We start from the raw sequence: 22,504 nt of genomic DNA on the forward strand, positions 1-22,504 counted from the left end.
ATCCCGGAATCATGCTGGAAGAACGGCTCTTGAGCCGGATAACGCTGCATATGGCAGCAATCTGTACAGCTCACGAACGAAAAAGTGCGGATAAGATAAAATTTCTGCGCGGGGAAGTAAAATACCGTATGCGGTCAATCGTCAAAATCGCGATAAATAGACTGTATTTCTTCCTGAAAGAAGCCCCGATAGAGCAAATAACGCAGAACTTTTGATTTTTCTTTCCAGTCAGTCGGCAAATTTTCACCAAATTTTCTGACCGCCAGATCCCTCGCCAGAACACACCAGTCGACTTCCGTATTTTCCAGCGCCACCTGGATGGTTTCTTTATCGACACCTTTTTGCAGTAATTCCGAACGGATGCGCTGCGCCCCGTAACCTTTATGGCTTCGGCCAGAAATATAGCGGCTGGCAAATTTGGCATCATCAAGCCAGTGATGCTGATAACAATAATCGATGACGGTCTGCACATGTTCTTCCGGGATCTCTTCCGGCACCGGCCGCGGCGCCGGTTTAGCGCGCACCGTCTCTTCGTCGGCAAACTCATTGTGTTCCGGTTTTTTACGCGAAGACCAGCTGCTTTTCTTATTTTGAGGTTTGACGAACGGCATTGGCGGAATGAGTAATTTGCGGCGCAATTCGGCTTCGCCGTGGTCACGCTGAGACAGCAAACGCATGGCGCGGTTAATCAGCGTGTTGATTTTCGCGGCAGCGCCGTCCTTTTTCTGTGGCTCAAACAGTGTGGACTCGCTGTTTTGCGCCACTTCTTCCAGCAGCCTTTTCAGGTCGATGATTTTTTTATCAGGTAAGTTTTCATCGGACATAAGGTTTTCCCCTTATATGCAAAATGCCAGTCTGGGAACCAGACTGGCATTTTAGCGACGTTTGAAAGTTACGGACAAAGTCCCCTGCCCTTCAAATGTCTTTGTCAGACAACCGCGAAATTAAAACTCTTCGCTGGTTTCCATGTTGTCGTCAGCATCTTCAGCCGTGGTCGCAGCACTCAGTTCACCGGTACCGCTCAACAGCATATCACGCAGTTTTTTATCCAGCTCGGCAGCCACTTTCGGGTTTTCTTTCAGGAAGTTGCAGGAGTTCGCTTTACCCTGACCAATCTTCTCACCGTTGTAGCTATACCATGCACCGGCTTTTTCGATCAGCTTGTGCTTCACGCCGAGATCAATCAGCTCGCCGTTGATATTGATGCCTTCGCCGTACATGATCTGGAATTCAGCTTGTTTAAATGGCGCAGCGATTTTGTTCTTCACCACTTTCACACGCGTTTCGCTACCGACAACCACATCGCCTTCTTTGATCGCGCCGATACGGCGGATATCCAGACGCACAGAAGCGTAGAATTTCAGGGCGTTACCGCCGGTGGTGGTTTCCGGGTTACCGAACATCACACCAATTTTCATACGGATCTGGTTGATGAAGATCAGCAAGGTGTTGGCGTTTTTCAGGTTACCGGCCAGCTTACGCATCGCCTGGCTCATCATACGTGCCGCGAGGCCCATGTGAGAGTCACCAATTTCGCCTTCGATTTCCGCTTTCGGTGTCAGTGCGGCAACGGAGTCAACGATGATCACGTCAACAGCGCCTGAACGGGTCAGCGCGTCACAAATTTCCAGAGCCTGTTCGCCGGTATCTGGCTGAGAACACAGCAGGTTATCGATATCCACGCCCAGTTTTTTAGCGTAGATCGGGTCCAGGGCGTGTTCTGCATCGATGAACGCACAGGTTTTGCCTTCACGCTGTGCAGCCGCGATAACTTGCAAGGTCAGCGTTGTTTTACCGGAAGATTCCGGGCCATAGATCTCAACGATACGGCCCATTGGCAAACCGCCGGCACCTAACGCGATATCCAGAGACAAAGAGCCGGTAGAGATCGTTTCAACGTCCATGGAGCGATCTTCACCCAGACGCATGATGGAGCCTTTACCGAATTGCTTTTCAATCTGGCCCAGTGCTGCAGCTAACGCTTTTTGCTTGTTCTCATCAATAGCCATTTTTACTCCTCGTCTGATACAGGGGAACATCCCGCCTGCATCACTGAATATAATTTATGTACAGGTAATTGGCAGTAATTATACTGTATGCTCATACAGTATCAAGCCTAATTTTTAATAAACTCATGCAATGCAGTTTGTAGCGAAAAAACAGCAGCTTGCAAACGCACTGCTTCGCGATCGCCGGAAAACTGCTGTTTTGCCGTCAGAACCCGGCCGTCTTTTCCGGCAAATCCGAACCAGACGGTGCCGACAGGTTTTTCTGCTGAACCGCCGTCAGGGCCGGCGATACCGCTGACCGACACCGCAATATCCGCGCCCGCTGCATGCAGGACGCCCTGCGCCATTTCATGCACCACCTGCTCGCTCACCGCGCCATATTGCTCCAGTGTGCTTTCGGAAACACCCAGCAGTTCATGTTTGGCGGCATTGCTGTAGGTGACAAATCCGCGATCAAACCACGCAGAACTGCCCGCAATATCGGTGATGGCTTTGGCAATCAGACCGCCGGTACAGGATTCTGCACAGGTGATCCACTCCCCTTTCGCTTTCAGCGCGACGCCGATTTCCACACTCAGTTCATGTAAACGTTTTTCGCTCATATCCCCTCCTGAGGGGTCATCTGAACCAGACCCGATGTTAGCATTTCTCTTCCGGTCTGTGAGTCCCGGCGAAGCGTTTTGCGCGATGTATTCAGAATTGGCATGAAAAAAGAAGGGCCACTCGCTGCGGCCCTTCAGACATCAACGCAACCGGGATTAGCGTGCGGCTTTGACTGCTTCGCCCAACTGCCACACGGCCATCGCATAATGCACGCTGTGGTTATAACGGGTGATGGTGTAGAAGTTCGGCAGCCCGTACCAGTACTGGTAATTAGTGCCCATATCAAGGCGCAGCAGGCTGGCTTCCTGATAATTACCCAGCGAACCGAGCGGGCTCAGTCCCGCCGCTTTCAGCGTATACAACGGATATTTGGTTTTGAAGCCATTCTCAAGCAGAGGTGCCTGCCCTGCCGCCGGTACTGCGATTGGCGCGCCTTTCGTCCAGCCGTGCGCCTTGAAATAATTGGCGACGCTGCCGATGGCATCAATCGGATCCCACAGGTTGGCATGACCGTCACCGTTGAAGTCGACGGCATAATCTTTATAAGAGGATGGCATAAACTGACCATACCCCATTGCACCCGCAAAGGAACCGCGCAGGCTCAGCGGATCATCGCCTTCACGCCGTGACATCAGCAGGAAGGTTTCCAGCTCGCCGGAGAAGTACTCCGCCCGGCGCGGATAAGCAAAGGACAGGGTCGCCAGCGCATCGATAATACGAGTTTTGCCCATCACGCGTCCCCAGCGGGTTTCCACGCCGATAATGCCGACAATGATTTCCGGCGGCACGCCGTAAACCTGCTCGGCGCGCTGCAACGCATCCTGATACTGATTCCAGAACACCACACCGTTCTGGACGTTATCCGGCGTAATGAACTTGCTGCGATAGCGGTTCCACGCGCCATTGGGCACCGTCGATGGCGGGCCGGAAGGGGCCTGCTGATCCATCAGCCTTAATACAAAGGCCAGACGTTTGGTCTGCGAAAGGACATCATGCAGTTGCTGACGATCAAATCCGTGCTCGCGCACCATTTTGTCGACGAACTGATTCATGGCCGGATCATAGGCGAAATCACCGGTCTGAACCGCGCCGGTATGCTCAGGTTGCAGCAGAAAACCGCCGTCAGGAACCGTATTCGCGCTGGCATTTCTTCCATCGGAGAAAGGGTTGCGCGGGCCTTCAGGCTGTGGCGCGGGCTTGTGACTGCTACAGGCAGAAAGTGTAAGAACCAGGGGAAGAATGACTGCCAGGTGGCGCATCGGATATCCGTAACCATGCAATAAAAGAGGTACGGATATGGTAGAGCATTATCAGAGCCGAAAAAACTGAAAATCACCGTCTTTACAAGGAACAATGATTCCGGGGGGCGGGCCCGCTGTACCGGACCCGCCTGCGGTAAAAACGCCGTCAGATTACTTCGTCACTGGCGACTTAGCACGCCACTGGCTGCCTGATTTCAGCGCACTGCTTTCCTCAAATTTCACCGGATTATCACGATAGGCTTTCAGTTTGTTGCGCATCCAGCTGCTGGCATCGCCCACGCCGCTGATCACACCGGTCGTCGCACCGCCACCTAAGTGGACATGGAAAATACCGCGTGACGGGAAATCCAGATACTTCGGCGTGGACAGATCCCATGAATGACGTGAGAACAGTTCACGGGTGTCGTTACCCATCATTGATGCATAAGCCGCATCGAATTTCAGCGCCAGCAGGCGTTCATGGATCGCATCCACCGAGGTCCCGATTTCAGCATGCCCCATCAGGTAGCTGCCGCCGCTGCCCCAGTTCTGCGTATTGAAATCAGCATTCACCTCATCAGCAGAAGTCGGCAGATGGCTGGCCGGGATCTGCCATGGCAGAACCGGTTGACGCAGGTGACGACTTAATGAAGCGCAGAAATCAAAAGTGCGTTCCCATTCGTATGGAGAATAACAATAACCATTGGCATACGAACGGATGGTGAAGTCATCGGCTTCGTAACGGTCTGCCGCCATAAAATCAGCGCCCTTCGCCACATCAGGCGAACCGTCTGCACGGATATACTCGATGTCATCAAACACGCCGACCAGCAAGGCATATTGCGCCGTCAGTCTGCCCGCAGTGAACGGATCAACCGTCATTTTTTTATGTTGCAGGTCAGCGGCATCAAACACATCGTCATAGACGAAATCTTTGTAAACCCACTGCGAACCGGCGACGCCCCACAGGTTGACCTGCCAGCCGAGCACCACATCCGGCGCAACCACGCGCGTCAGCCAGTTCACCGCACGGATATAACCTTTAAGGGTATTGGTAATGCCCGCAGGAACCTGCACATTGACGTTGTGATGGGCCAGTGCTTCGGTCAGAGGCTGACGCACCGGAATTTCATACGTCGGCAGGAAACCGTATTTCTGGCATTCGCCGAGATAATCCGGATTGACAATATACCCGGCTGGCACCGGATGTTCGGCATCCTTCTGGGACTGCGACATTTGCAGCGACTGAATAAAGTTGGCGAAGCTGAATTTATGGCGAACCGGATCGGCAATAATATTCGTGACATCGCCCAGTGATAAGTTACAGGTATAAGACACCATCAGCGGCAGCACGGGTTCATTCAGTTTGGCGGAAACGTCCCGCGCCATTTTAATAATTTGCAGCGTCGGTTCTTTAGACGGTGACAGATAATCGCCCGCATCGCCCATGCCGTCATCACCGGAATATTTGAAAATTGAAGAGACGCGCGCCGCGGCAAAATCATCCACGTTAGTCGGTACCATATTGGCGCAGGCACCAAAGGTGAGGTACTCAGGGAAACCTTTCACGCGCAGATTCGCCCCTTTCACTACCGCCACATTCAGCTGTGCCGGTGCATTCGCGCTGACCAGTAAAGGCTGAGGGCTGACATCCACGTAATGCACGACGCCATCGAGAATAAAGGTGCCGGAAACCACGGTATATGTACCCGGCGCAACCAGAACCGCCTGCTCAATGCTGCCATTTTGCGCAGCAATCGCATCAAAGCGGTACTGACGTGGCGGAACGGAATTGTCCGTCAGTCGCAGTGTCAGGGATTTACTGACCGCAGCGTCTGCCTTCACACTGACCGTCAGCTTCGCCGCATTGGACTGTGAATCGCCACGCTGGCTGACCTGTGCCTGGGTGTAATTAATGCTGTGATACTGACCGTCGAACTGACCGTCGTAATCATCAAACAGATAATGAACATTGTTCAGACGTAAATCGGCGAGGCGGATTTCAAACCGGCCTGAAACAGGTAAATGTTCCAGACGATATTGCTGGCCGGAACGCACCGGCAGGCTCAGTTTATCCGTGCCATTCTCGCTGCAAATCAGCGTCAGTTCTTCATCGCGTAAACCGGCAAGACCTGAGAAATTCAGGGCAACATCAATGGTCGTACTGCGGTCCACTGCGCCGAAGGTGATGGCCAGCGACGTGGTGCGGCCTTTATCAATGGTGATTTCTGCCTGACCAATATTAACAGGAACACGGATCGTGCCGTCATCCGTGCTTAAATCTGTCGCAATGACAGTGTAATTCCCGGCGTTGACGGAGAAAGTAGACACGTGACCAAACCCCGGCAAAACACGCAGAGTCTTGTCGCCGCGTACCAGACGCAGTTCGACTGCGGTATTTTTTAATCCGGCGGGCAGCGGCGGGCAACTGACTGACAGCTCACCGGTCACACCCGGCTCTTCGTCTGCGGCCAGCGCAAAGGTTTCACGGAAATCAGACCAGGCAGGCGAATCGGCAGAAGAGACGTTCAGCCCCATATGGATTTTCTGAATAGCGTCGCCGACAGGCTGACCGTCAGTCGGTTCGACGATCACTTTGACATCGAAAATTCCGCCGCCTACGTCTGTTGATTCCACCTTAATACCGAGTGGTTTCCACGGATTAGTTTCGACGTTAATATCACCGGCAGTGATTTTTCCCGGTGCTGAAAATACGATCACTAATTTTTCTTTAATATCAACCGCGCTGCCTGACGTTGATTTAATTTCATTCAAATCGAGAGTGGGATACCACGCATCGTTGGTCATGTTTAATTTGAATTGCAATTGCATAATACTTCTCCGCAAAGATGGGTAAACAGTGTGAAAAATCCCGTATTAATAAGGTCATCCGGGAACAGCCATCACCCTAGCAGAGGAGTAAAACATTCATCGAAACACTTAATTCATTTTATGCAGTTGTTATTATTAATATCACCTGACAACAATCGCATTAATATAACGGCACAATTTTATGATTATCATGCCTGTTATTATTATTCTCATAAAAAATAAAAAAGGTATTAATACGCCATATCGACATGCTCAAATTCACAAAACGCTACGCTCTGCAAATGAGGGGCATGTTACATGTCAGCTTTGCGCGATGCTTTCCAGTTTTAGTTGTGACAGCTTCTTGCCCGCTGGGCTAAGATACGCAACAGAAAAAATCCTTAAACCCATCGCGTCGAAAAATGGATTAAAAAGATTAAGTCTATGACAAATAATGTAAACCTGGATGCCCACACGCCGATGATGCAGCAGTATCTGCGTCTCAAAGCAGAGAACCCGGAGGTTCTGCTGTTCTATCGCATGGGCGACTTCTACGAACTGTTTTATGACGATGCGAAACGCGCATCGCAGCTGATGGACATCTCCCTGACCAAACGTGGCGCATCTGCCGGTGAGCCGATCCCGATGGCGGGCGTGCCTTATCATGCGGTAGAAGGCTATCTGGCGAAACTGGTGCAACTCGGTGAATCTGTCGCGATTGCGGAACAGATTGGTGATCCGGCGCTGAGCAAGGGGCCGGTTGAGCGTAAGGTTGTGCGTATTGTCACGCCGGGGACGGTCAGTGATGAAGCTCTGCTGAGTGAGCGTCATGACAATTTGCTGGCCGCAATCTGGCAAGATGGCCGTGGTTTTGGTTACGCCACGCTGGATATCAGTTCCGGCCGTTTCCGCGTCGCACAGCCTGACGATCTTGAAACCATGGCAGCGGAATTACAACGGACCAATCCGGCGGAATTGCTCTATCCGGAAAGCTTTGAAGCCATGCCGCTGATTGCCTCCCGCCGTGGCCTGCGTCGTCGCCCGATGTGGGAATTCGAACTGGAAACCGCGAAACAGCAGCTGAACCTGCAATTTGGTACCCGCGATTTAAGCGGCTTTGGGGTTGAACAGGCTGCGCAGGCATTACGCGCTGCCGGTTGCCTGCTGCAATATGTGAAAGATACGCAACGCACCGCCCTGCCGCATATCCGTGGTGTCACCATGGAGCGCCAGCAGGACGGCATTATTATGGATGCAGCCACGCGCCGGAATCTGGAGCTGACGCAAAATCTGGGCGGTGGCGTCGAGAACACACTGGCCGCCGTGCTGGATCAGGCCGTCACCCCGATGGGCAGCCGTATGCTCAAACGCTGGATCCACATGCCCAGCCGCGACATCAAACTGCTGACCCACCGCCAGCAAGCCATCGGCGCATTGCAGGATATCACCGCCGATTTACAGCCGGTGCTGCGCCAGATCGGCGATCTCGAACGTATTCTTGCACGTCTCGCCCTGCGCAGCGCCCGCCCGCGTGACCTGGCCCGTATGCGCCATGCGATGCAGCAACTGCCGGAAATCCGTGAGATCTTGCAGGGAACCGAAGCCGCACATGTCAAAACGCTGGTTGAGCAAACCGGTGACTTTACCGAACTGGTGGAACTGCTTGAGCGCGCTGTGATCGAAAGCCCACCGGTGCTGGTGCGTGACGGTGGCGTGATCGCCCCGGGCTATAATGCCGAGCTGGATGAGTGGCGCGCGCTGGCCGACGGCGCGACGGATTATCTTGATCGTCTGGAGATCCGCGAACGTGAAAAGCTGGGGCTGGATACGCTGAAAGTCGGTTTCAACGGCGTTCACGGTTATTACATTCAGGTCAGCCGGGGTCAGAGCCATCTGGTGCCGATTCATTACGTCCGTCGCCAGACGCTTAAAAATGCTGAACGCTACATTATTCCTGAGCTGAAAGAGTACGAAGACAAAGTGCTGACCTCCAAAGGCAAAGCCCTGTCTCTGGAAAAAGCGCTGTATGAAGAGCTGTTCGATCTGCTGATGCCGCACCTGTCTGCGTTGCAGCAAAGCGCCAGCGCGCTGGCCGAACTGGATGTGCTGAGCAATCTGGCGGAACGCGCATACACACTGAATTACGCCTGTCCGACCATGAGCGAAAAACCGGGAATCAACATCACCGGCGGCCGCCATCCGGTAGTGGAACAGGTGCTGAGTGAGCCGTTTATCTCCAACCCGCTGAACATGTCTCCGGCGCGACGCATGCTGATCATCACCGGTCCGAACATGGGCGGTAAAAGTACCTATATGCGTCAGGCGGCACTGATTGTTCTGATGGCGCATATCGGCAGCTATGTACCGGCAGAAGCCGCCGTCATCGGCCCGGTCGATCGTATCTTCACCCGCGTCGGGGCGGCAGACGACCTGGCATCCGGACGTTCGACCTTCATGGTGGAAATGACCGAGACCGCCAATATCCTGCATAACGCCACTGAAAACAGTCTGGTGCTGATGGATGAGATCGGGCGCGGAACCTCCACCTACGATGGTTTATCGCTGGCATGGGCCTGCGCGGAAAATCTCGCCAGCCGTATCAAGGCCATGACGCTGTTTGCCACCCATTACTTCGAACTGACCACGCTGCCGGAGAAAATGGAAGGCACGGTCAACGTGCATCTGGATGCTATCGAACACGGTGACACCATCGCCTTTATGCACAGTGTTCAGGACGGCGCCGCCAGCAAAAGTTACGGTCTGGCCGTGGCCGCACTGGCCGGTGTGCCGCGCGATGTGATTAAGCGTGCGCGTCAGAAACTGAAAGAGCTGGAAACGTTATCGAATAATGCGGCAGCCAGCAAAGTGGATGGTCCGCAGCTGGCCCTGCTGACGGAAGAGGTGTCTCCGGCGGTCGAAGCGCTGGAAGCACTGGATGCCGATTCCCTGTCGCCACGTCAGGCGCTGGAATGGATCTATCGTCTGAAAGACATGGTGTAAGTCTGCGCTGGCCTGATTAGCGCGCATAAAAAACGGTGAGTATTAACTCACCGTTTTTATTTTCGTTCTTACTGATCATGCATGATGCAGCGACTGTTTTACGCGTCAGTTACTCGCGGAACAGCGCTTCAATGCTCAGCCCTTGTCCCTGCAGGATTTCACGCAGGCGACGCAAACCTTCTACCTGAATCTGACGAACACGTTCACGTGTCAGGCCAATTTCGCGGCCCACATCTTCCAGCGTTGCCGCTTCATAGCCCAGCAGGCCGAAACGACGCGCCAGCACTTCACGCTGTTTTGCATTCAACTCGAATAACCACTTCACGATACTCTGTTTCATATCGTCGTCTTGTGTGGTGTCTTCCGGGCCGTTGTCTTTTTCATCCGCCAGAATATCTAACAACGCTTTCTCTGAGTCACCACCCAACGGGGTATCTACAGAAGTGATGCGTTCATTCAGGCGCAACATACGGCTGACGTCATGTACCGGCTTGTCGAGTTGCTCTGCAATCTCTTCCGCGCTCGGTTCATGGTCCAGTTTATGTGCAAGTTCACGTGCGGTACGCAGGTAAACGTTCAGTTCTTTAACGATGTGAATTGGCAGACGAATAGTACGGGTTTGATTCATGATCGCCCGTTCGATTGTCTGACGGATCCACCATGTTGCATAGGTAGAGAAACGGAAACCGCGCTCAGGGTCGAATTTTTCAACCGCACGGATCAGACCCAGGTTACCTTCCTCGATCAAATCCAGCAGTGCCAGACCGCGGTTACTGTAGCGGCGGGCAATCTTAACCACCAAACGCAGGTTACTTTCAATCATACGGCGGCGGGAAGGCACATCTCCCCGCAGCGCGCGTCGTGCGAAATAAACTTCCTCTTCTGCGGTAAGCAGAGGGGAATAACCGATTTCACCGAGATACAGTTGAGTGGCATCCAGCACTCGTTGGCTTACAGCCTGCGACAACAATTCTTCTTCAGCATCGTTGTCGGCAGTCTCTTCGACTATTGCTTTCTCGTCAAAGGCTTCAGCGCTGTTCTCGTCGAAATCTACATCATCATGTAACTCGTTAACTTTCAGCGTATTCTGACTCATAAGCTGCTCCTACCCGTGGTCCCGAGGGCAGAATCAATGCTCTGCCCCGATTTATCGCTGCGGAAGATAACGCAGCGGGTTTACGGATTTCCCCTTGTAACGAATTTCAAAATGCAATCTTACTGAACTGGTTCCGGTGCTACCTATAGTCGCTATTTTTTGTCCCGCCTGCACTTCTTGTTGTTCCCGGACCAGCATTGTATCGTTATGTGCATAGGCGCTCAGGTAATCATCATTGTGTTTGATGATGATAAGATTACCGTAACCGCGCAGAGCATTACCTGCATAAACCACACGCCCCGAGGCAGTGGCTACGACAGATTGTCCACGCGAACCAGCAATATCGATCCCCTTATTTCCCCCTTCAGAAGCTGAGAAATTATCGATAATTTTCCCGTCAGTCGGCCATTTCCAGGAGGAAACCGGACCGCCATTATTTGTTGAAGTGGCGACGGGAGTGCTGGCTACAGCAACAGGTGTTGTGGTGGTAACTGCACCTGATGAAGGCAACATCTTGCCTACATTCTGTTTACCAGAAGAGTCAGAATACGTGGTAGTTGGTTGAGATGCAACCACAGAACCTGTGAGCATTCCCCCGGTTGGTACTTTCGGAACACCGCCATTTGTCGCATCTGTGACGGCCGTCGTGCTGCTCGTACTGGCCGCCGAAGAGACGTTATTTATCTGGACGGTTTGCCCCACTTCCAGGCTGTATGGCGCAGGGATATTATTGCGCGCGGCCAGGTCACGGAAGTCATTGCCGGTGATCCAGGCAATATAGAACAGGGTGTCGCCACGCTTCACCTGATAGGTGCTGCCGCTGTAACTTCCCTTAGGAATAGAGTTGTAGCTGCGGTTGTAGACAATGTGTCCACCAGGCCCCACGGCAGGTGCCATTTGCGGAGCGGAATTCGGAGTATTCTGACTACTATTGCCGCTGCTACCACCGCCATTGACGCTGCTGATAGGTGCGGACGTGGTTGAATTGTTCGTACATCCCGCCATCCAGGCACTGATAAAAGTACACACTGCAATGCGGCTTAGTGTTTTTATTGGGCTTCCCGTGCTCATATTTCCCCCGTTACGGCAATCTCAGAATATCTCTTTAACCTCGCACACCGCGCCAGCTGGCGCTTTACGTGTCATCGGACACGGTGCGGGCAGGCAACACGCTCACTCAGGTCTTCGCCCGAATGCCGCTGTGCCATAAAAAACTGTAGTGGATGCTATCAACATCGCCAGTACAGCACCATATAACAGTTGTATTTAAATTTTAAGGGGTTAGTCCTGCGGGCTGCCGTTCAGGCCAGTTCGCCTTTGACCAGCGGGACAAAACGAACGGCTTCGATAGTCTCTGCGACAAACTCATCACCACGCCGGGTGACCCGTTGCAATGTCTGGTTTTCTTCACCCACGGGCAGGATCAAAACCCCGCCATCATCGAGTTGTTGCAGTAAATCTTGAGGTATTTCAGGGGGTGCGGCGGTGACAATAATGGCATCAAACGGACCGCGTGAAGGCCAGCCCTGCCAGCCGTCGCCATGACGGGTAGAAACGTTATGCAAATCAAGCTGCTTGAGACGTCTTTTCGCCTGCCACTGCAAGCCTTTGATGCGTTCAACCGAGAAAACATGCCCGACCAGATGCGCCAGAATGGCGGTCTGATAGCCTGAACCGGTGCCAATTTCCAGCACGCGGGAAGAAGGCTCAAGGCGCAGCAGTTCGGTCATTCTCGCCACCGTATAAGGCTGGGAAATCGTCTGGCCGGAGCCAATAGGCAACGCGGTGTTTTCGTAAGCTTTGTGCTGAAATGCCTCGTCCACGAAACGCTCACGCGGCACAGATTCAATGGCATGCAACAGTTTTTCATCATGAATGCCCTGCTGGCGCAGTTGTTCCAGCAGGTTGTACATCGGCTTATTCACCATTCGCGCTCACCCCGGCCTTTTCCAACCATGAGACCACGACATCCTGAGCCGCATAAGCGGTCAAATCCACCTGCAGTGGCGTCACTGACACGTAACCTTGCGCCACGGCAGCAAAATCGGTATCAGGTGCGACATCAAACTTATCGCCCGGCGGGCCAATCCAGTACAAGTCCTGACCGCGCGGATCCTGCTGACAAAATACCTGCTCGGCCGGATGACGGCTACCACAACGCGTCACTTTGATCCCTTTAATCTGCGAAAGCGGCAGATCCGGGACGTTAATATTCAGAATTTTGCCAGTACGCAAAGGCTCACGCGCCAGCGCCCTGAGAATACGACAAGTGATGATCGCCGCCGTGTCGTAATGCTGATGACCGTCCAGCGAAACCGCCAGCGCCGGAAAGCCCAGATGACGGCCTTCCATCGCGGCGGCGACCGTACCGGAGTAAATCACATCGTCGCCCAGGTTCGGTCCGGCATTAATGCCAGACACCACGATATCCGGCTTCGGGCGCATCAGCGTGTTCACGCCGAGATAGACACAATCAGTCGGTGTGCCGTTAATCACGGCGGTATCACCGTTGGGATAGGACTGAATACGCAACGGACCGTCCAGCGTCAGCGCATTCGATGCGCCGCTGCGGTTACGGTCAGGGGCCACCAGCTTCACGTCGGCAAACTCACGCAGCGCGGACGCCAGCGCCTGTATGCCGGGAGCCAGAACGCCGTCGTCGTTACTCAGTAATATCCGCATCAGCTTCATCCAGATTCATCAGTTCACGCACCACGCTGGTGGCATAACTGCCGGCCGGTAACCAGAATTTGAGTTCCAGAGTGACGTCATCCCAGCGCTGCCATTGCATCTGCAAAGGTTGCAGCATGATGGCACGACGTGCCGGTTCGACGCGCTCGCGTTTCAGCAGTGACAGCAAATCCGTCTGGTCGCTGAGACAGGTTTGCTCGAACGCTTCGGCGTCTTCCAGCGTGCCCAGCGGACCGTCACCGGGTAAAGGTGCCGTCACCAGCAGTTCACCGCTTTCAACGCGCGGTTGCAGCGATGCAAACTCTTCGGCTTTCGCCACAAACCAGCTGCCGCGCCCGCTCAGTTGCAGGGCATCACCCAGCATTGGCTGACGCACGGTGCCGTCGGCCAGACGCTGACTGGCGACGATATTGAACATCGCGCTGCGGCTGGCGGAAAGATAGAAACTGCGTTTGGCGCGTTCTTTCGGACGGGCTTCGTTGGTCGCCCAGCGTTTCGCCTGCACCAGATTGTTGCCACCACGACCAAAGCGCTGTGTGCCGAAATAGTTCGGTACGCCCTGTTGGGTAATTTTTTCCAGACGCGCTACGACATCCGCAATATCGCTGACCTGACGCAGCACCAGCGTAAACGCATTACCTTTCAGGGTACCGATACGCATTTTTTTGCGATGGCGTGAGGCACGCACCACTTCGCAGCCTTCAAGGTCAAACTGACTTAAATCCGGATCAGCCTTGCCCGGCAGATGCAGGCAAAACCATTGTTCGGTGACCGCATGGCGGTCTTTGAGACCGGCGTAACTGACGTCACGCGGATGCACTTTGGCAAACCGCGCCAGCTGCTCTGCGACAAACTGCGTGTTACAGCCATTCTTGCGGATCCGCACCAACAGATGTTCACCTTCGCCGTCCGGCTCAAAACCCAGATCCTCTTCGACAATAAAGTCTTCGGGATTGGCTTTCAGCTGGCCGGTGGCAACAGGCTCACCCAGTAACCAGGTGAGTCGGGACATATCTATCATGCGGTAATCTTCCACAACATTATTCCTTAATCAGCAGGGCAACGGCTTCGCAGGCGATACCTTCGCCACGGCCGGTAAAACCCAGCTGTTCGGTGGTGGTGGCTTTTACGTTGACGTCATCCATATGGCATTGCAAATCTTCGGCCAGAAACACACGCATCTGCGGGATGTGCGGCGCCATTTTCGGTGCCTGGGCAATGATCGTGATGTCCAGATTGCCCAGCTTGTAGCCCTTCGCACGGATACGGCGATAAGCTTCGCGCAGCAGTTCACGGCTGTCAGCGCCTTTGAAGGCCGGATCGGTATCCGGGAAAAGCTTGCCGATATCCCCCAGCGCAGCCGCGCCGAGCAGTGCATCCGTGGCCGCGTGCAGCGCCACGTCACCGTCAGAATGCGCCAGTAAACCCTGCGGATAAGGGATACGCACACCACCGATCACCAGCGGGCCTTCGCCGCCAAATTTATGTACATCAAAACCGTGACCGATACGCATTATGCGTTCTCCTCCTGGGATAAGCGGGTTAAATAGAATTCAGCCAGCGCCAGATCTTCTGGTCGGGTGACTTTAATATTATCGGCCCGTGCCGGGATCAGCATAGGATGAAAACCGCAATATTCCATTGCCGAGGCTTCATCTGTGATCACCGCACCTTCATTGAGTGCACGGCGCAGGCAGGTTTTCAGTAATTCGAGCGGGAAAAATTGCGGTGTCAGCGCATGCCAGAGATCCTGACGGTCAACCGTATGGGCAATCGCTGCAATGCCCGGTTCGCCCCGCTTCATGGTGTCACGCACCGGCGCGGCGAGGATGCCGCCCACTTTACTGGTGGCCGCAATCGCCAGCAGATTATTGAGATCATCAGGGTGCAGGCATGGCCGCGCGGCGTCATGCACCAGCACCCAGCCGTGGTCTCCGGCGACGTCCAGTCCGGCCATCACCGACTCAGCGCGTTCCGCACCGCCTGTCACCACGCGGATACGCGGATCACCGGCAATGGGAAGCTGATGGAAGTGCGTGTCATGCGGGCTTAATGCCACGATAACCTGACTGACTTTGCCGCTTTGCAGCAAAGCGAGAATGGAATGTTCTATCAGCGTTTTACCGCCGACAGAAAGGTACTGCTTGGGGCATTCTGCCTGCATACGGCTGCCAATACCGGCAGCCGGTAACACGGCAATGACCTCTGGAAGGGAAACTGCGGTATGACTCATGGCTATTGATTCAGGTTGTTTTGCGAAACGGTGCTGCCCGGCGCACGTTTGTTGTCAGGCACCAGACGATAGAAAGTCTCGCCGGGTTTAATCATGCTCAGTTCGTTGCGCGCGCGTTCTTCGATCGCTTCCTGACCACCATTTAAATCGTCGATTTCTGCGAAAAGTTGATCATTACGTGATTTCAGTTTGCCGTTATTAACTTGTTGCACCTGAACGTCATCATTTACACGTACATAATCGTGAATACCATTCTTACCCAGCCACAGCGAATACTGTAGCCAGCCAAGTAAAATCAGTAATAGCAGTGTTAGTTTGCCCATCCCCGCCCCCTAAAAAAGCTGGACAATCATCCCACAACTTTCCCTCTGACTCCACTATGGCAGGGCAAATGCCGGTGAGAATCAGACTTACGCACGCAATTATGGGTGAGAATGACACAATGGGTTACATCGTGAAGGGAATTTGCAGGGAAAACCGCCAGAAAAAATCACCAGCCAGACAGGAAGGAGAAGACCGTCCAGAACATGCCAATGACGCAGATCGCACTCGCCACTGCGCTTTTAAACCAGCAACCGCGAAAGAACATGCTGAACGCAATACCTATCAGGACGGAAACCGGCATCAGCGCCAGAAAGAACGGCCAGGTGTAAAGCAGGAAAAACAGGGTATTGGAACCGTAAACCAGAAAAGGGATCGCAAAGGCCAGCCAGTAGAAGACGAAACCGATAAACCCGCCCTGCATGGAGTAAGACGGTTCTTCAGTATCCGGATTGTCAGTTGTCTGTGCCAGCACGGGTGTCCGCGGGCTGAGTTCCCCGCGACGATCCACACGGATCCGGCTGACAAGTCTGCTGAGTAATGCCTGCATAGATGATCCCTGTATTTCAGTGTAAACCGGCACGCTCTGTGGCGTTTGGCCGGCAACATTCAGGGATTGATAATAGCGCGCTGGCGCATCACTTCTAATAATTGAGGCACCAATTGTGTTACCAATTGTTCACCATCAAGATGCACATCCGGGGTCTCCGGCGGCTGATATTCGGAGTCAATGCCGGTGAAGTTTTTCAGCTCTCCGGCACGGGCTTTCTTGTATAACCCTTTCGGATCCCGTGCCTCGCAGATCGCCAGCGGCGTATCCACAAACACTTCAATAAACTGACCGTCTTCCAGCAAATCACGCACCATGTCACGCTCGGCACGGTGTGGCGAAATGAACGCGGTCAGCACCACCTGTCCGGCATCCACCATCAGTTTTGCCACTTCCCCCACACGGCGGATGTTTTCACGACGGTCATCGTCGGTGAAGCCCAGATCACGGCAAAGTCCGTGGCGGACATTGTCGCCATCCAGCAGATAAGTGCTGACACCCTGAGCATGCAGTGCCTGCTCCAGAGCACCGGCCACGGTGGATTTCCCCGAGCCAGAAAGCCCGGTGAACCACAACACCGCGCCGCGATGACCATGTTGCTTTTCGCGATCCGCACGCGTCACCGCGTGCGGATGCCAGACAACGTTCTCATCTTTGCGTAAAGCGCCGTCCGGTGAGGCCATCTTATTTGCCACCCAGTAAATCGCGTGCGCCCCAGTGCGGGAAGTGACGGCGGACCAGACTGTTCAGTTCCAGCTCAAATGCACTGTATTTATCCGATTCCTGATAAACCTGCTCAACGGCCTCACGCACCAGACCGGCACCGACCGTCACGTTGGTCAGGCGATCAATAAAGATCATGCCACCGGTCACCGCGTTGCTCTGGTAGTTATCCAGCACCAGCGGTTCGTCGAAGGTCAGTTCCACCAGGCCAATACCGTTGAGCGGCAGGTTTTCCACCACGCGCTGCGTCAGGGTGTTGATCTCGACCTGATATTCGATATTTTCCACCCGCGCACGGGCTTTTTTTCCGCCGACTTTAATGTCGTAGCTCTGGCCCACGCTCAGTGGCTGTTCTGCCATCCACACCACATCGACTTTGGCATTCTGTACCGGTTTGACGGTTTCTTCTGCGTCCACCAGCGTGTCGCCACGGCTGATGTCACGTTCATCAGCCAGCACCAGCGTAATCGCTTCGCCTGCCCAGGCTTCCTGCAAATCACCATCGAAAGTTACAATGCGCGCCACGGTGGATTCCACACCGGACGGCAGCACTTTCACTTTCTGACCGACACGCACGGAGCCGGATGCCAGCGTACCGGCATAACCCCGGAAATCGAGGTTCGGACGGTTCACATACTGCACCGGGAAGCGCATCGGCTGCTGTTCACGGATGTTAATGATGTTGACGGTTTCCAGCACGTCGAGCAGCGTCGGGCCGGTGTACCAGCTCATTTTCCCGCTTGGCGTGGCGACGTTATCGCCTTCCAGCGCCGACAGCGGCACAAATTTGATGTCCAGATCGGTCGGCAGTTGCTGAGCGAAATCCAGATAATCCTGTTTAAATTGCTCGTAAACCGCTTCGCTGTAATCCACCAGATCCATTTTGTTGACGGCCACCACCAGATGGCGGATCCCGAGCAAGGTCGCAATGAAGCTGTGACGGCGGGTTTGATCCAGCACGCCTTTACGGGCGTCGATCAATAAGATCGCCAGATCACAGGTCGATGCACCGGTCGCCATGTTGCGGGTGTACTGTTCGTGCCCCGGCGTGTCAGCGATGATGAACTTACGTTTCTCGGTAGAGAAATAGCGGTAAGCCACGTCAATGGTGATGCCCTGCTCGCGTTCAGCCTGTAGGCCATCCACCAGCAACGCCAGATCCAGTTTCTCGCCCTGGGTACCGTGACGTTTGCTGTCGTTATGCAGTGAAGACAACTGATCTTCGTAGATCTGACGGGTGTCATGCAGCAGACGACCGATCAGGGTACTTTTGCCGTCATCGACGCTGCCGCAGGTCAGGAAGCGCAGCAGGCTTTTGTGTTGCTGAGCGTGCAGGTAAGCTTCGACGCCGCCCTGCTCCGCGATTTGTTGTGCAATTGCGTTATTCATTAGCTGCGGCTCCTCAGAAGTACCCTTGACGCTTTTTCAGTTCCATCGAACCGGCCTGATCACGGTCGATCGCGCGTCCCTGACGTTCACTGGTGGTCGACACCAGCATTTCTTCGATGATCTCCGGCAGCGTTTGCGCCCCGGATTCAACGGCACCGGTCAGCGGCCAGCAACCTAATGTGCGGAAACGCACCATTTTCTTCTCGATCACTTCGCCCGGTTGCAGATCAATACGATCGTCATCGACCATCAGCAGCATCCCGTCGCGCTCCAGAACCGGACGCGGCGCGGCCAGATACAGCGGAACGATCTCGATGTTTTCCAGATAGATGTACTGCCAGATATCCAGCTCAGTCCAGTTGGAGAGCGGGAACACGCGGATGCTTTCGCCTTTGTTAATCTGGCCGTTGTAGTTGTGCCACAGTTCCGGGCGCTGGTTTTTTGGATCCCAGCGGTGGAAGCGGTCACGGAACGAATAAATACGCTCTTTGGCACGGGATTTTTCTTCATCACGGCGTGCGCCACCGAAAGCCGCATCAAAGCCGTATTTATTCAGCGCCTGCTTCAGACCTTCGGTTTTCATGATATCGGTGTGTTTGGCACTGCCATGCACGAACGGGTTGATGCCCATTGCCACGCCTTCCGGGTTTTTATGCACCAGCAGTTCAAAACCGTAGTTCTTCGCCGTGCGGTCGCGGAATTCGTACATTTCGCGGAATTTCCAGCCGGTATCCACATGCAGCAGCGGGAACGGCAAGGTACCCGGGAAGAAGGCTTTACGTGCCAGATGCAGCATCACCGAGGAATCTTTCCCGATGGAGTACATCATCACCGGGTTGGCGAATTCAGCAGCCACTTCACGGATGATATGGATACTCTCCGCCTCCAGTTGCCGCAAATGAGTCAGTCGTTTTTCGTCCATAACAGATCCTTTAAGCCAAATTCACAACCGACGGACGTTGAGTGCCGTCAGTCTCAGGATGATGCCCAAACCAGGCCAGTTGCTGATGAAGTGATACCACTTCACCAATCACCAGTAACGCCGGCGTCGGCGCCTGTTGAGCCAGATGTTCAAGATTATCGAGTGTTCCGGTCAGTACCTGCTGATCAGAACGCGTTCCCCGTCCGATAACCGCGACGGGCGTATTTGCTGCGCGACCATGGGCGATCAGTTGCTGGCTGATGTCAGCGGCCTTGAGCGTACCCATGTAAATCGCCAATGTTTGCTGGCCTTTCGCGAGGGTTTCCCACTGCACGCCGTTATTTTCCGGGCGGCAATGGCCGGTCACGAATATCACACTCTGCGCGTAATCACGGTGCGTCAGCGGGATCCCGGCATACGCCGTCGCGCCCGCCGCTGCCGTCACGCCCGGCACCACCTGGAAAGGAATGCCCGCGGCCTGCACCGCCTGTAATTCTTCGCCGCCTCGACCGAAAATAAACGGGTCACCGCCCTTGAGGCGCACGACTTTTTTCCCCTGCTGCGCCAGTTCGACCAGCAGACGGTTGGTTTCTTCCTGCGCGACAGAATGACTGCCCGCGCGTTTACCGACGCAGATTTTGTCCGCATCGCGGCGAACCAGATCCAGAACATCTTCGCTGACCAGATGATCGTAAAGCACCACATCTGCCTGCTGCATCACCTGCAACCCGCGTAAGGTGAGCAATCCTGCATCACCCGGTCCCGCGCCGACCAGCGTGACATTGCCGTTGTGCGAGATGTCTTCCGCACTTTCTAACTGTTGTTGCAGAGCTTGTTCGGCTTCTGCGAGCTTTCCCGAAGAAGCAAGGCTGGCAAAACGCCCGGCAAACAGCTGTTCCCAGAAACGACGGCGCGCACGCATGGAACTGAACTGCGTTTTGACATTGTCGCGCCAGCGTCCGGCGATATCGGCCATTTGTCCCAGACTGGTTGGCAGCAAGGTTTCCAGCTTTTCGCGCAGCATTCTGGCGAGCACGGGGGCTTTGCCGCTGGACGAAATCGCCACCACGATCGGCGAACGGTCGACAATCGAGGGGAAAATGAAAGAGCACTTCGGCTGATCGTCCACGACGTTAGCCAGCAGATGACGGCGGTTGGCCTGCTCAAACACTTCAGCATTCAGCGCGGCATCATCGGTGGCGGCAATCACCAGAAACACATCATCGAGCTGTTCCGGCAGAAAAGCCTGAGCTGACCAGCTGATTTCAGCGGCCTGTCTGCGTTGTTCCAGTTCGGGAGAAAGTGCCTGTGCGACTATCCGTACTTGCGCACCCGCCCGCAGGAGAAGATCGATTTTGCGAGCAGCGACTTCGCCACCTCCCACAACCAGCACAGGGCGTTGTTTGAGGTCGGCAAATATTGGTAGATAGTCCACAAAAGCCTTAATTGATTATCAGGATTAATAAACAAACTATACGTGCAGGCAATATTTGATCTGAAATGACGAAAAGGAATGAATAGTTACTAAATGGAATATAGCCCGGCAAAAAGAGCGGTTTGGGATAACGGGAAATTGTCTAATGACGCAGACAATCGCATACTGTAGCCCCAGTAAGACCGCCCCACGCGGCCTGTTGTTTGATTGCCTTCCGGTCGTTTTGACCAGCAAATAAGGATTTTTGGCTATGTTTTCTTTTTCACGCATGACGCGGACACTGCTGGCCCTGAGCCTCAGCTGTGCCGGTTTGGGTCATGCGCTGGCGGCGTCCGCCCCGCTTCCGGCGATGGGCATGATCGCCAGCCAGCAGATTCGCCATATCGCCACCTACTTTCCCGGTCGCATGGCCGGCAGTCCCGCAGAACTTATCGCGGCGGATTATCTGAATCAGCAATTCAATAAATTAGGCTATAAGAGCGATTTACGCGGCTTCGATACCCGCTATCTGTACACCAACAACGCAGGCAAAAAGAACTGGCAGAATATTCACGCCACGTCAGTGATTGCCGCCCGCGCCGGTGAGGTGCCGCAGCAAATTATCGTGATGGCGCATTTTGATACCTACGTGCCGCAAAGCGATAACGACACCAACCATAATCTCGGCGGCCTGACCTTGCAGGGCGTGGATGATAACGCCTCAGGCGTCGGTGTGATGCTGGAACTGGCGGAACGGATGCAGGCCATCCCGACGCATTACAGTCTGCGTTTCGTGGCGCTGAGTGCGGAAGAGACCGGCGCAAAAGGGGCGGAAGATTTTGTGAACCGCATGAGCGCCGAAGAGAAGAAAAACACCCTGCTGGTCATCAACCTGAATTCGCTGATCACCGGCGACCGGTTGTATTTCAACAGCGGCGTAAACACCTCCGCCGCGGTGGCGAAACTGACCCGCGTACGGGCACTGGCCATTGCACGCAGTCTGGGGATCCCGGCGGAAAGCCACGAAGGCGCGCATTGCTGCGACGGCATCAGCGCGCTGGATAACGCCCGCCTGCCCCTGCTGAACGTCACCGCAACCAACTTTGCGCTGGGTAAAAAAGACGGCGAACAGCAACGTGCCATCACCCGCCATTTCCCGCTGGGCACCACGCGTTATCAAAGCCAGTTCGACAATCTGCAATATCTGGATAAAGCCCTGCCGGGCCGCATTGAAAAACGCTCACGCGATACGGTGAAAGTGCTTTATCCGCTGCTGAGGGATCTGGCGAAACCGGCGAAACACGCCTGATTAAGAGGACAATTTAAGGGATTCTTATCTGGAATCCCCTAAATAATTCGGGTTGCAGGAAGGCGGCAAGTAAACGCATCCCCGGGAGCATAGATCACTATGTGACCGGGGTAAGAGCGCGCAGCCAACGCATCTGCAACCCGAATAGGGGGAGTTGAGACGCTAATAACAGGAATCCCCTAAATAATTCGG

Annotated in this window: 20 protein-coding genes; 2 read left to right on the forward strand and 18 right to left on the reverse strand. The window is 54.3% G+C overall.

Annotated features, from left to right (window positions below; all coding sequences use genetic code 11):
- Window positions 1-134: 134 nt before the first annotated feature.
- The 5 genes from recX to EDF78_RS13790 form a co-directional block, all read right to left on the reverse strand.
- Window positions 135-701, reverse strand: a complete 567-nt coding sequence (gene recX, locus EDF78_RS13770) for a recombination regulator RecX (RefSeq protein WP_208294477.1) — start codon at window positions 699-701, stop codon at window positions 135-137.
- Between the two features lie 243 nt (window positions 702-944).
- Complete coding sequence (recA, locus tag EDF78_RS13775) at window positions 945-2,009, reverse strand: recombinase RecA (RefSeq protein ID WP_133823309.1); 1,065 nt, start codon at window positions 2,007-2,009, stop codon at window positions 945-947.
- A 107-nt stretch (window positions 2,010-2,116) separates the two neighbouring features.
- On the reverse strand, window positions 2,117-2,611 hold the full coding sequence (pncC, locus tag EDF78_RS13780) for a nicotinamide-nucleotide amidase (protein WP_133823310.1): 495 nt from the start codon (window positions 2,609-2,611) through the stop codon (window positions 2,117-2,119).
- A 156-nt stretch (window positions 2,612-2,767) separates the two neighbouring features.
- Window positions 2,768-3,871, reverse strand: a complete 1,104-nt coding sequence (mltB, locus tag EDF78_RS13785; RefSeq protein WP_119823249.1) for a lytic murein transglycosylase B — start codon at window positions 3,869-3,871, stop codon at window positions 2,768-2,770.
- Between the two features lie 153 nt (window positions 3,872-4,024).
- The gene (locus tag EDF78_RS13790; RefSeq protein ID WP_133823311.1) at window positions 4,025-6,685 is read right to left on the reverse strand and encodes a hypothetical protein; all 2,661 of its coding nucleotides are present in this window, start codon (window positions 6,683-6,685) and stop codon (window positions 4,025-4,027) included.
- A gap of 423 nt (window positions 6,686-7,108) precedes the next feature.
- Here EDF78_RS13790 and mutS point away from each other — a divergent pair, with 423 nt between their 5' ends.
- Complete coding sequence (mutS, locus tag EDF78_RS13795; protein ID WP_133823312.1) at window positions 7,109-9,664, forward strand: DNA mismatch repair protein MutS; 2,556 nt, start codon at window positions 7,109-7,111, stop codon at window positions 9,662-9,664.
- A gap of 109 nt (window positions 9,665-9,773) precedes the next feature.
- On the opposite strand, the gene rpoS is transcribed toward mutS, so the two are convergent.
- The 13 genes from rpoS to cysG form a co-directional block, all read right to left on the reverse strand.
- On the reverse strand, window positions 9,774-10,760 hold the full coding sequence (rpoS, locus tag EDF78_RS13800; RefSeq protein ID WP_095923512.1) for an RNA polymerase sigma factor RpoS: 987 nt from the start codon (window positions 10,758-10,760) through the stop codon (window positions 9,774-9,776).
- 51 nt (window positions 10,761-10,811) lie between these two features.
- Entirely contained in the window at window positions 10,812-11,831 is a 1,020-nt protein-coding gene (gene nlpD / locus EDF78_RS13805) for a murein hydrolase activator NlpD (RefSeq protein WP_133823313.1), read from the reverse strand.
- 230 nt (window positions 11,832-12,061) lie between these two features.
- Complete coding sequence (locus EDF78_RS13810; protein ID WP_095923514.1) at window positions 12,062-12,688, reverse strand: protein-L-isoaspartate(D-aspartate) O-methyltransferase; 627 nt, start codon at window positions 12,686-12,688, stop codon at window positions 12,062-12,064.
- A complete protein-coding gene (surE, locus tag EDF78_RS13815; protein WP_166654458.1) occupies window positions 12,678-13,442 on the reverse strand; it encodes a 5'/3'-nucleotidase SurE in 765 nt (254 codons plus the stop codon). Before surE ends, EDF78_RS13810 begins: the two co-directional genes overlap by 11 nt.
- The gene (gene truD / locus EDF78_RS13820) at window positions 13,423-14,469 is read right to left on the reverse strand and encodes a tRNA pseudouridine(13) synthase TruD (protein ID WP_162928589.1); all 1,047 of its coding nucleotides are present in this window, start codon (window positions 14,467-14,469) and stop codon (window positions 13,423-13,425) included. The genes surE and truD overlap by 20 nt, the downstream gene beginning before the upstream one ends.
- 22 nt (window positions 14,470-14,491) lie before the next feature.
- Window positions 14,492-14,965: a 2-C-methyl-D-erythritol 2,4-cyclodiphosphate synthase gene (gene ispF, locus EDF78_RS13825; protein ID WP_015695903.1), complete on the reverse strand. Its 474-nt coding sequence runs from the start codon at window positions 14,963-14,965 to the stop codon at window positions 14,492-14,494.
- Entirely contained in the window at window positions 14,965-15,684 is a 720-nt protein-coding gene (gene ispD / locus EDF78_RS13830) for a 2-C-methyl-D-erythritol 4-phosphate cytidylyltransferase (RefSeq protein WP_095923515.1), read from the reverse strand. The genes ispF and ispD overlap by 1 nt, the downstream gene beginning before the upstream one ends.
- A 2-nt stretch (window positions 15,685-15,686) precedes the next feature.
- A complete protein-coding gene (gene ftsB / locus EDF78_RS13835) occupies window positions 15,687-16,007 on the reverse strand; it encodes a cell division protein FtsB (protein ID WP_095923516.1) in 321 nt (106 codons plus the stop codon).
- 167 nt (window positions 16,008-16,174) lie between these two features.
- Complete coding sequence (locus tag EDF78_RS13840) at window positions 16,175-16,555, reverse strand: DUF3561 family protein (protein WP_133823314.1); 381 nt, start codon at window positions 16,553-16,555, stop codon at window positions 16,175-16,177.
- A gap of 59 nt (window positions 16,556-16,614) precedes the next feature.
- Window positions 16,615-17,238: an adenylyl-sulfate kinase gene (gene cysC, locus EDF78_RS13845; RefSeq protein WP_095923518.1), complete on the reverse strand. Its 624-nt coding sequence runs from the start codon at window positions 17,236-17,238 to the stop codon at window positions 16,615-16,617.
- A 1-nt stretch (window position 17,239) separates the two neighbouring features.
- Entirely contained in the window at window positions 17,240-18,667 is a 1,428-nt protein-coding gene (cysN, locus tag EDF78_RS13850) for a sulfate adenylyltransferase subunit CysN (protein ID WP_131693258.1), read from the reverse strand.
- Window positions 18,668-18,680: 13 nt separating this feature from the next.
- Entirely contained in the window at window positions 18,681-19,589 is a 909-nt protein-coding gene (gene cysD, locus EDF78_RS13855; RefSeq protein ID WP_047609197.1) for a sulfate adenylyltransferase subunit CysD, read from the reverse strand.
- 10 nt (window positions 19,590-19,599) lie between these two features.
- On the reverse strand, window positions 19,600-21,024 hold the full coding sequence (gene cysG, locus EDF78_RS13860) for a siroheme synthase CysG (RefSeq protein WP_131693259.1): 1,425 nt from the start codon (window positions 21,022-21,024) through the stop codon (window positions 19,600-19,602).
- 250 nt (window positions 21,025-21,274) lie between these two features.
- Between cysG and EDF78_RS13865 the strand changes: the two genes are divergently transcribed.
- Window positions 21,275-22,312, forward strand: coding sequence for an aminopeptidase (locus EDF78_RS13865; RefSeq protein ID WP_131693260.1), 1,038 nt, complete (start codon window positions 21,275-21,277; stop codon window positions 22,310-22,312).
- The last annotated feature ends 192 nt before the right edge of the window (window positions 22,313-22,504 follow it).

Origin of the sequence: Rahnella sp. BIGb0236 (assembly GCF_004364755.1) — a bacterium.
GTDB lineage: Bacteria > Pseudomonadota > Gammaproteobacteria > Enterobacterales > Enterobacteriaceae > Rahnella > Rahnella victoriana.

What these genes read in the sequence shown, in the direction of transcription:
- ftsB (WP_095923516.1), bottom strand. Translation starts at nt 16,007, where the DNA reads ATGGGCAAACTAACACTGCTATTACTGATTTTACTTGGCTGGCTACAG.
- EDF78_RS13840 (WP_133823314.1), bottom strand. Translation starts at nt 16,555, where the DNA reads ATGCAGGCATTACTCAGCAGACTTGTCAGCCGGATCCGTGTGGATCGT.
- cysC (WP_095923518.1), bottom strand. Translation starts at nt 17,238, where the DNA reads ATGGCCTCACCGGACGGCGCTTTACGCAAAGATGAGAACGTTGTCTGG.
- surE (WP_166654458.1), bottom strand. Translation starts at nt 13,442, where the DNA reads ATGCGGATATTACTGAGTAACGACGACGGCGTTCTGGCTCCCGGCATA.
- nlpD (WP_133823313.1), bottom strand. Translation starts at nt 11,831, where the DNA reads ATGAGCACGGGAAGCCCAATAAAAACACTAAGCCGCATTGCAGTGTGT.
- mutS (WP_133823312.1), top strand. Translation starts at nt 7,109, where the DNA reads ATGACAAATAATGTAAACCTGGATGCCCACACGCCGATGATGCAGCAG.
- pncC (WP_133823310.1), bottom strand. Translation starts at nt 2,611, where the DNA reads ATGAGCGAAAAACGTTTACATGAACTGAGTGTGGAAATCGGCGTCGCG.
- ispF (WP_015695903.1), bottom strand. Translation starts at nt 14,965, where the DNA reads ATGCGTATCGGTCACGGTTTTGATGTACATAAATTTGGCGGCGAAGGC.
- ispD (WP_095923515.1), bottom strand. Translation starts at nt 15,684, where the DNA reads ATGAGTCATACCGCAGTTTCCCTTCCAGAGGTCATTGCCGTGTTACCG.
- recA (WP_133823309.1), bottom strand. Translation starts at nt 2,009, where the DNA reads ATGGCTATTGATGAGAACAAGCAAAAAGCGTTAGCTGCAGCACTGGGC.
- EDF78_RS13865 (WP_131693260.1), top strand. Translation starts at nt 21,275, where the DNA reads ATGTTTTCTTTTTCACGCATGACGCGGACACTGCTGGCCCTGAGCCTC.
- mltB (WP_119823249.1), bottom strand. Translation starts at nt 3,871, where the DNA reads ATGCGCCACCTGGCAGTCATTCTTCCCCTGGTTCTTACACTTTCTGCC.
- EDF78_RS13790 (WP_133823311.1), bottom strand. Translation starts at nt 6,685, where the DNA reads ATGCAATTGCAATTCAAATTAAACATGACCAACGATGCGTGGTATCCC.
- rpoS (WP_095923512.1), bottom strand. Translation starts at nt 10,760, where the DNA reads ATGAGTCAGAATACGCTGAAAGTTAACGAGTTACATGATGATGTAGAT.
- EDF78_RS13810 (WP_095923514.1), bottom strand. Translation starts at nt 12,688, where the DNA reads ATGGTGAATAAGCCGATGTACAACCTGCTGGAACAACTGCGCCAGCAG.
- cysN (WP_131693258.1), bottom strand. Translation starts at nt 18,667, where the DNA reads ATGAATAACGCAATTGCACAACAAATCGCGGAGCAGGGCGGCGTCGAA.
- cysD (WP_047609197.1), bottom strand. Translation starts at nt 19,589, where the DNA reads ATGGACGAAAAACGACTGACTCATTTGCGGCAACTGGAGGCGGAGAGT.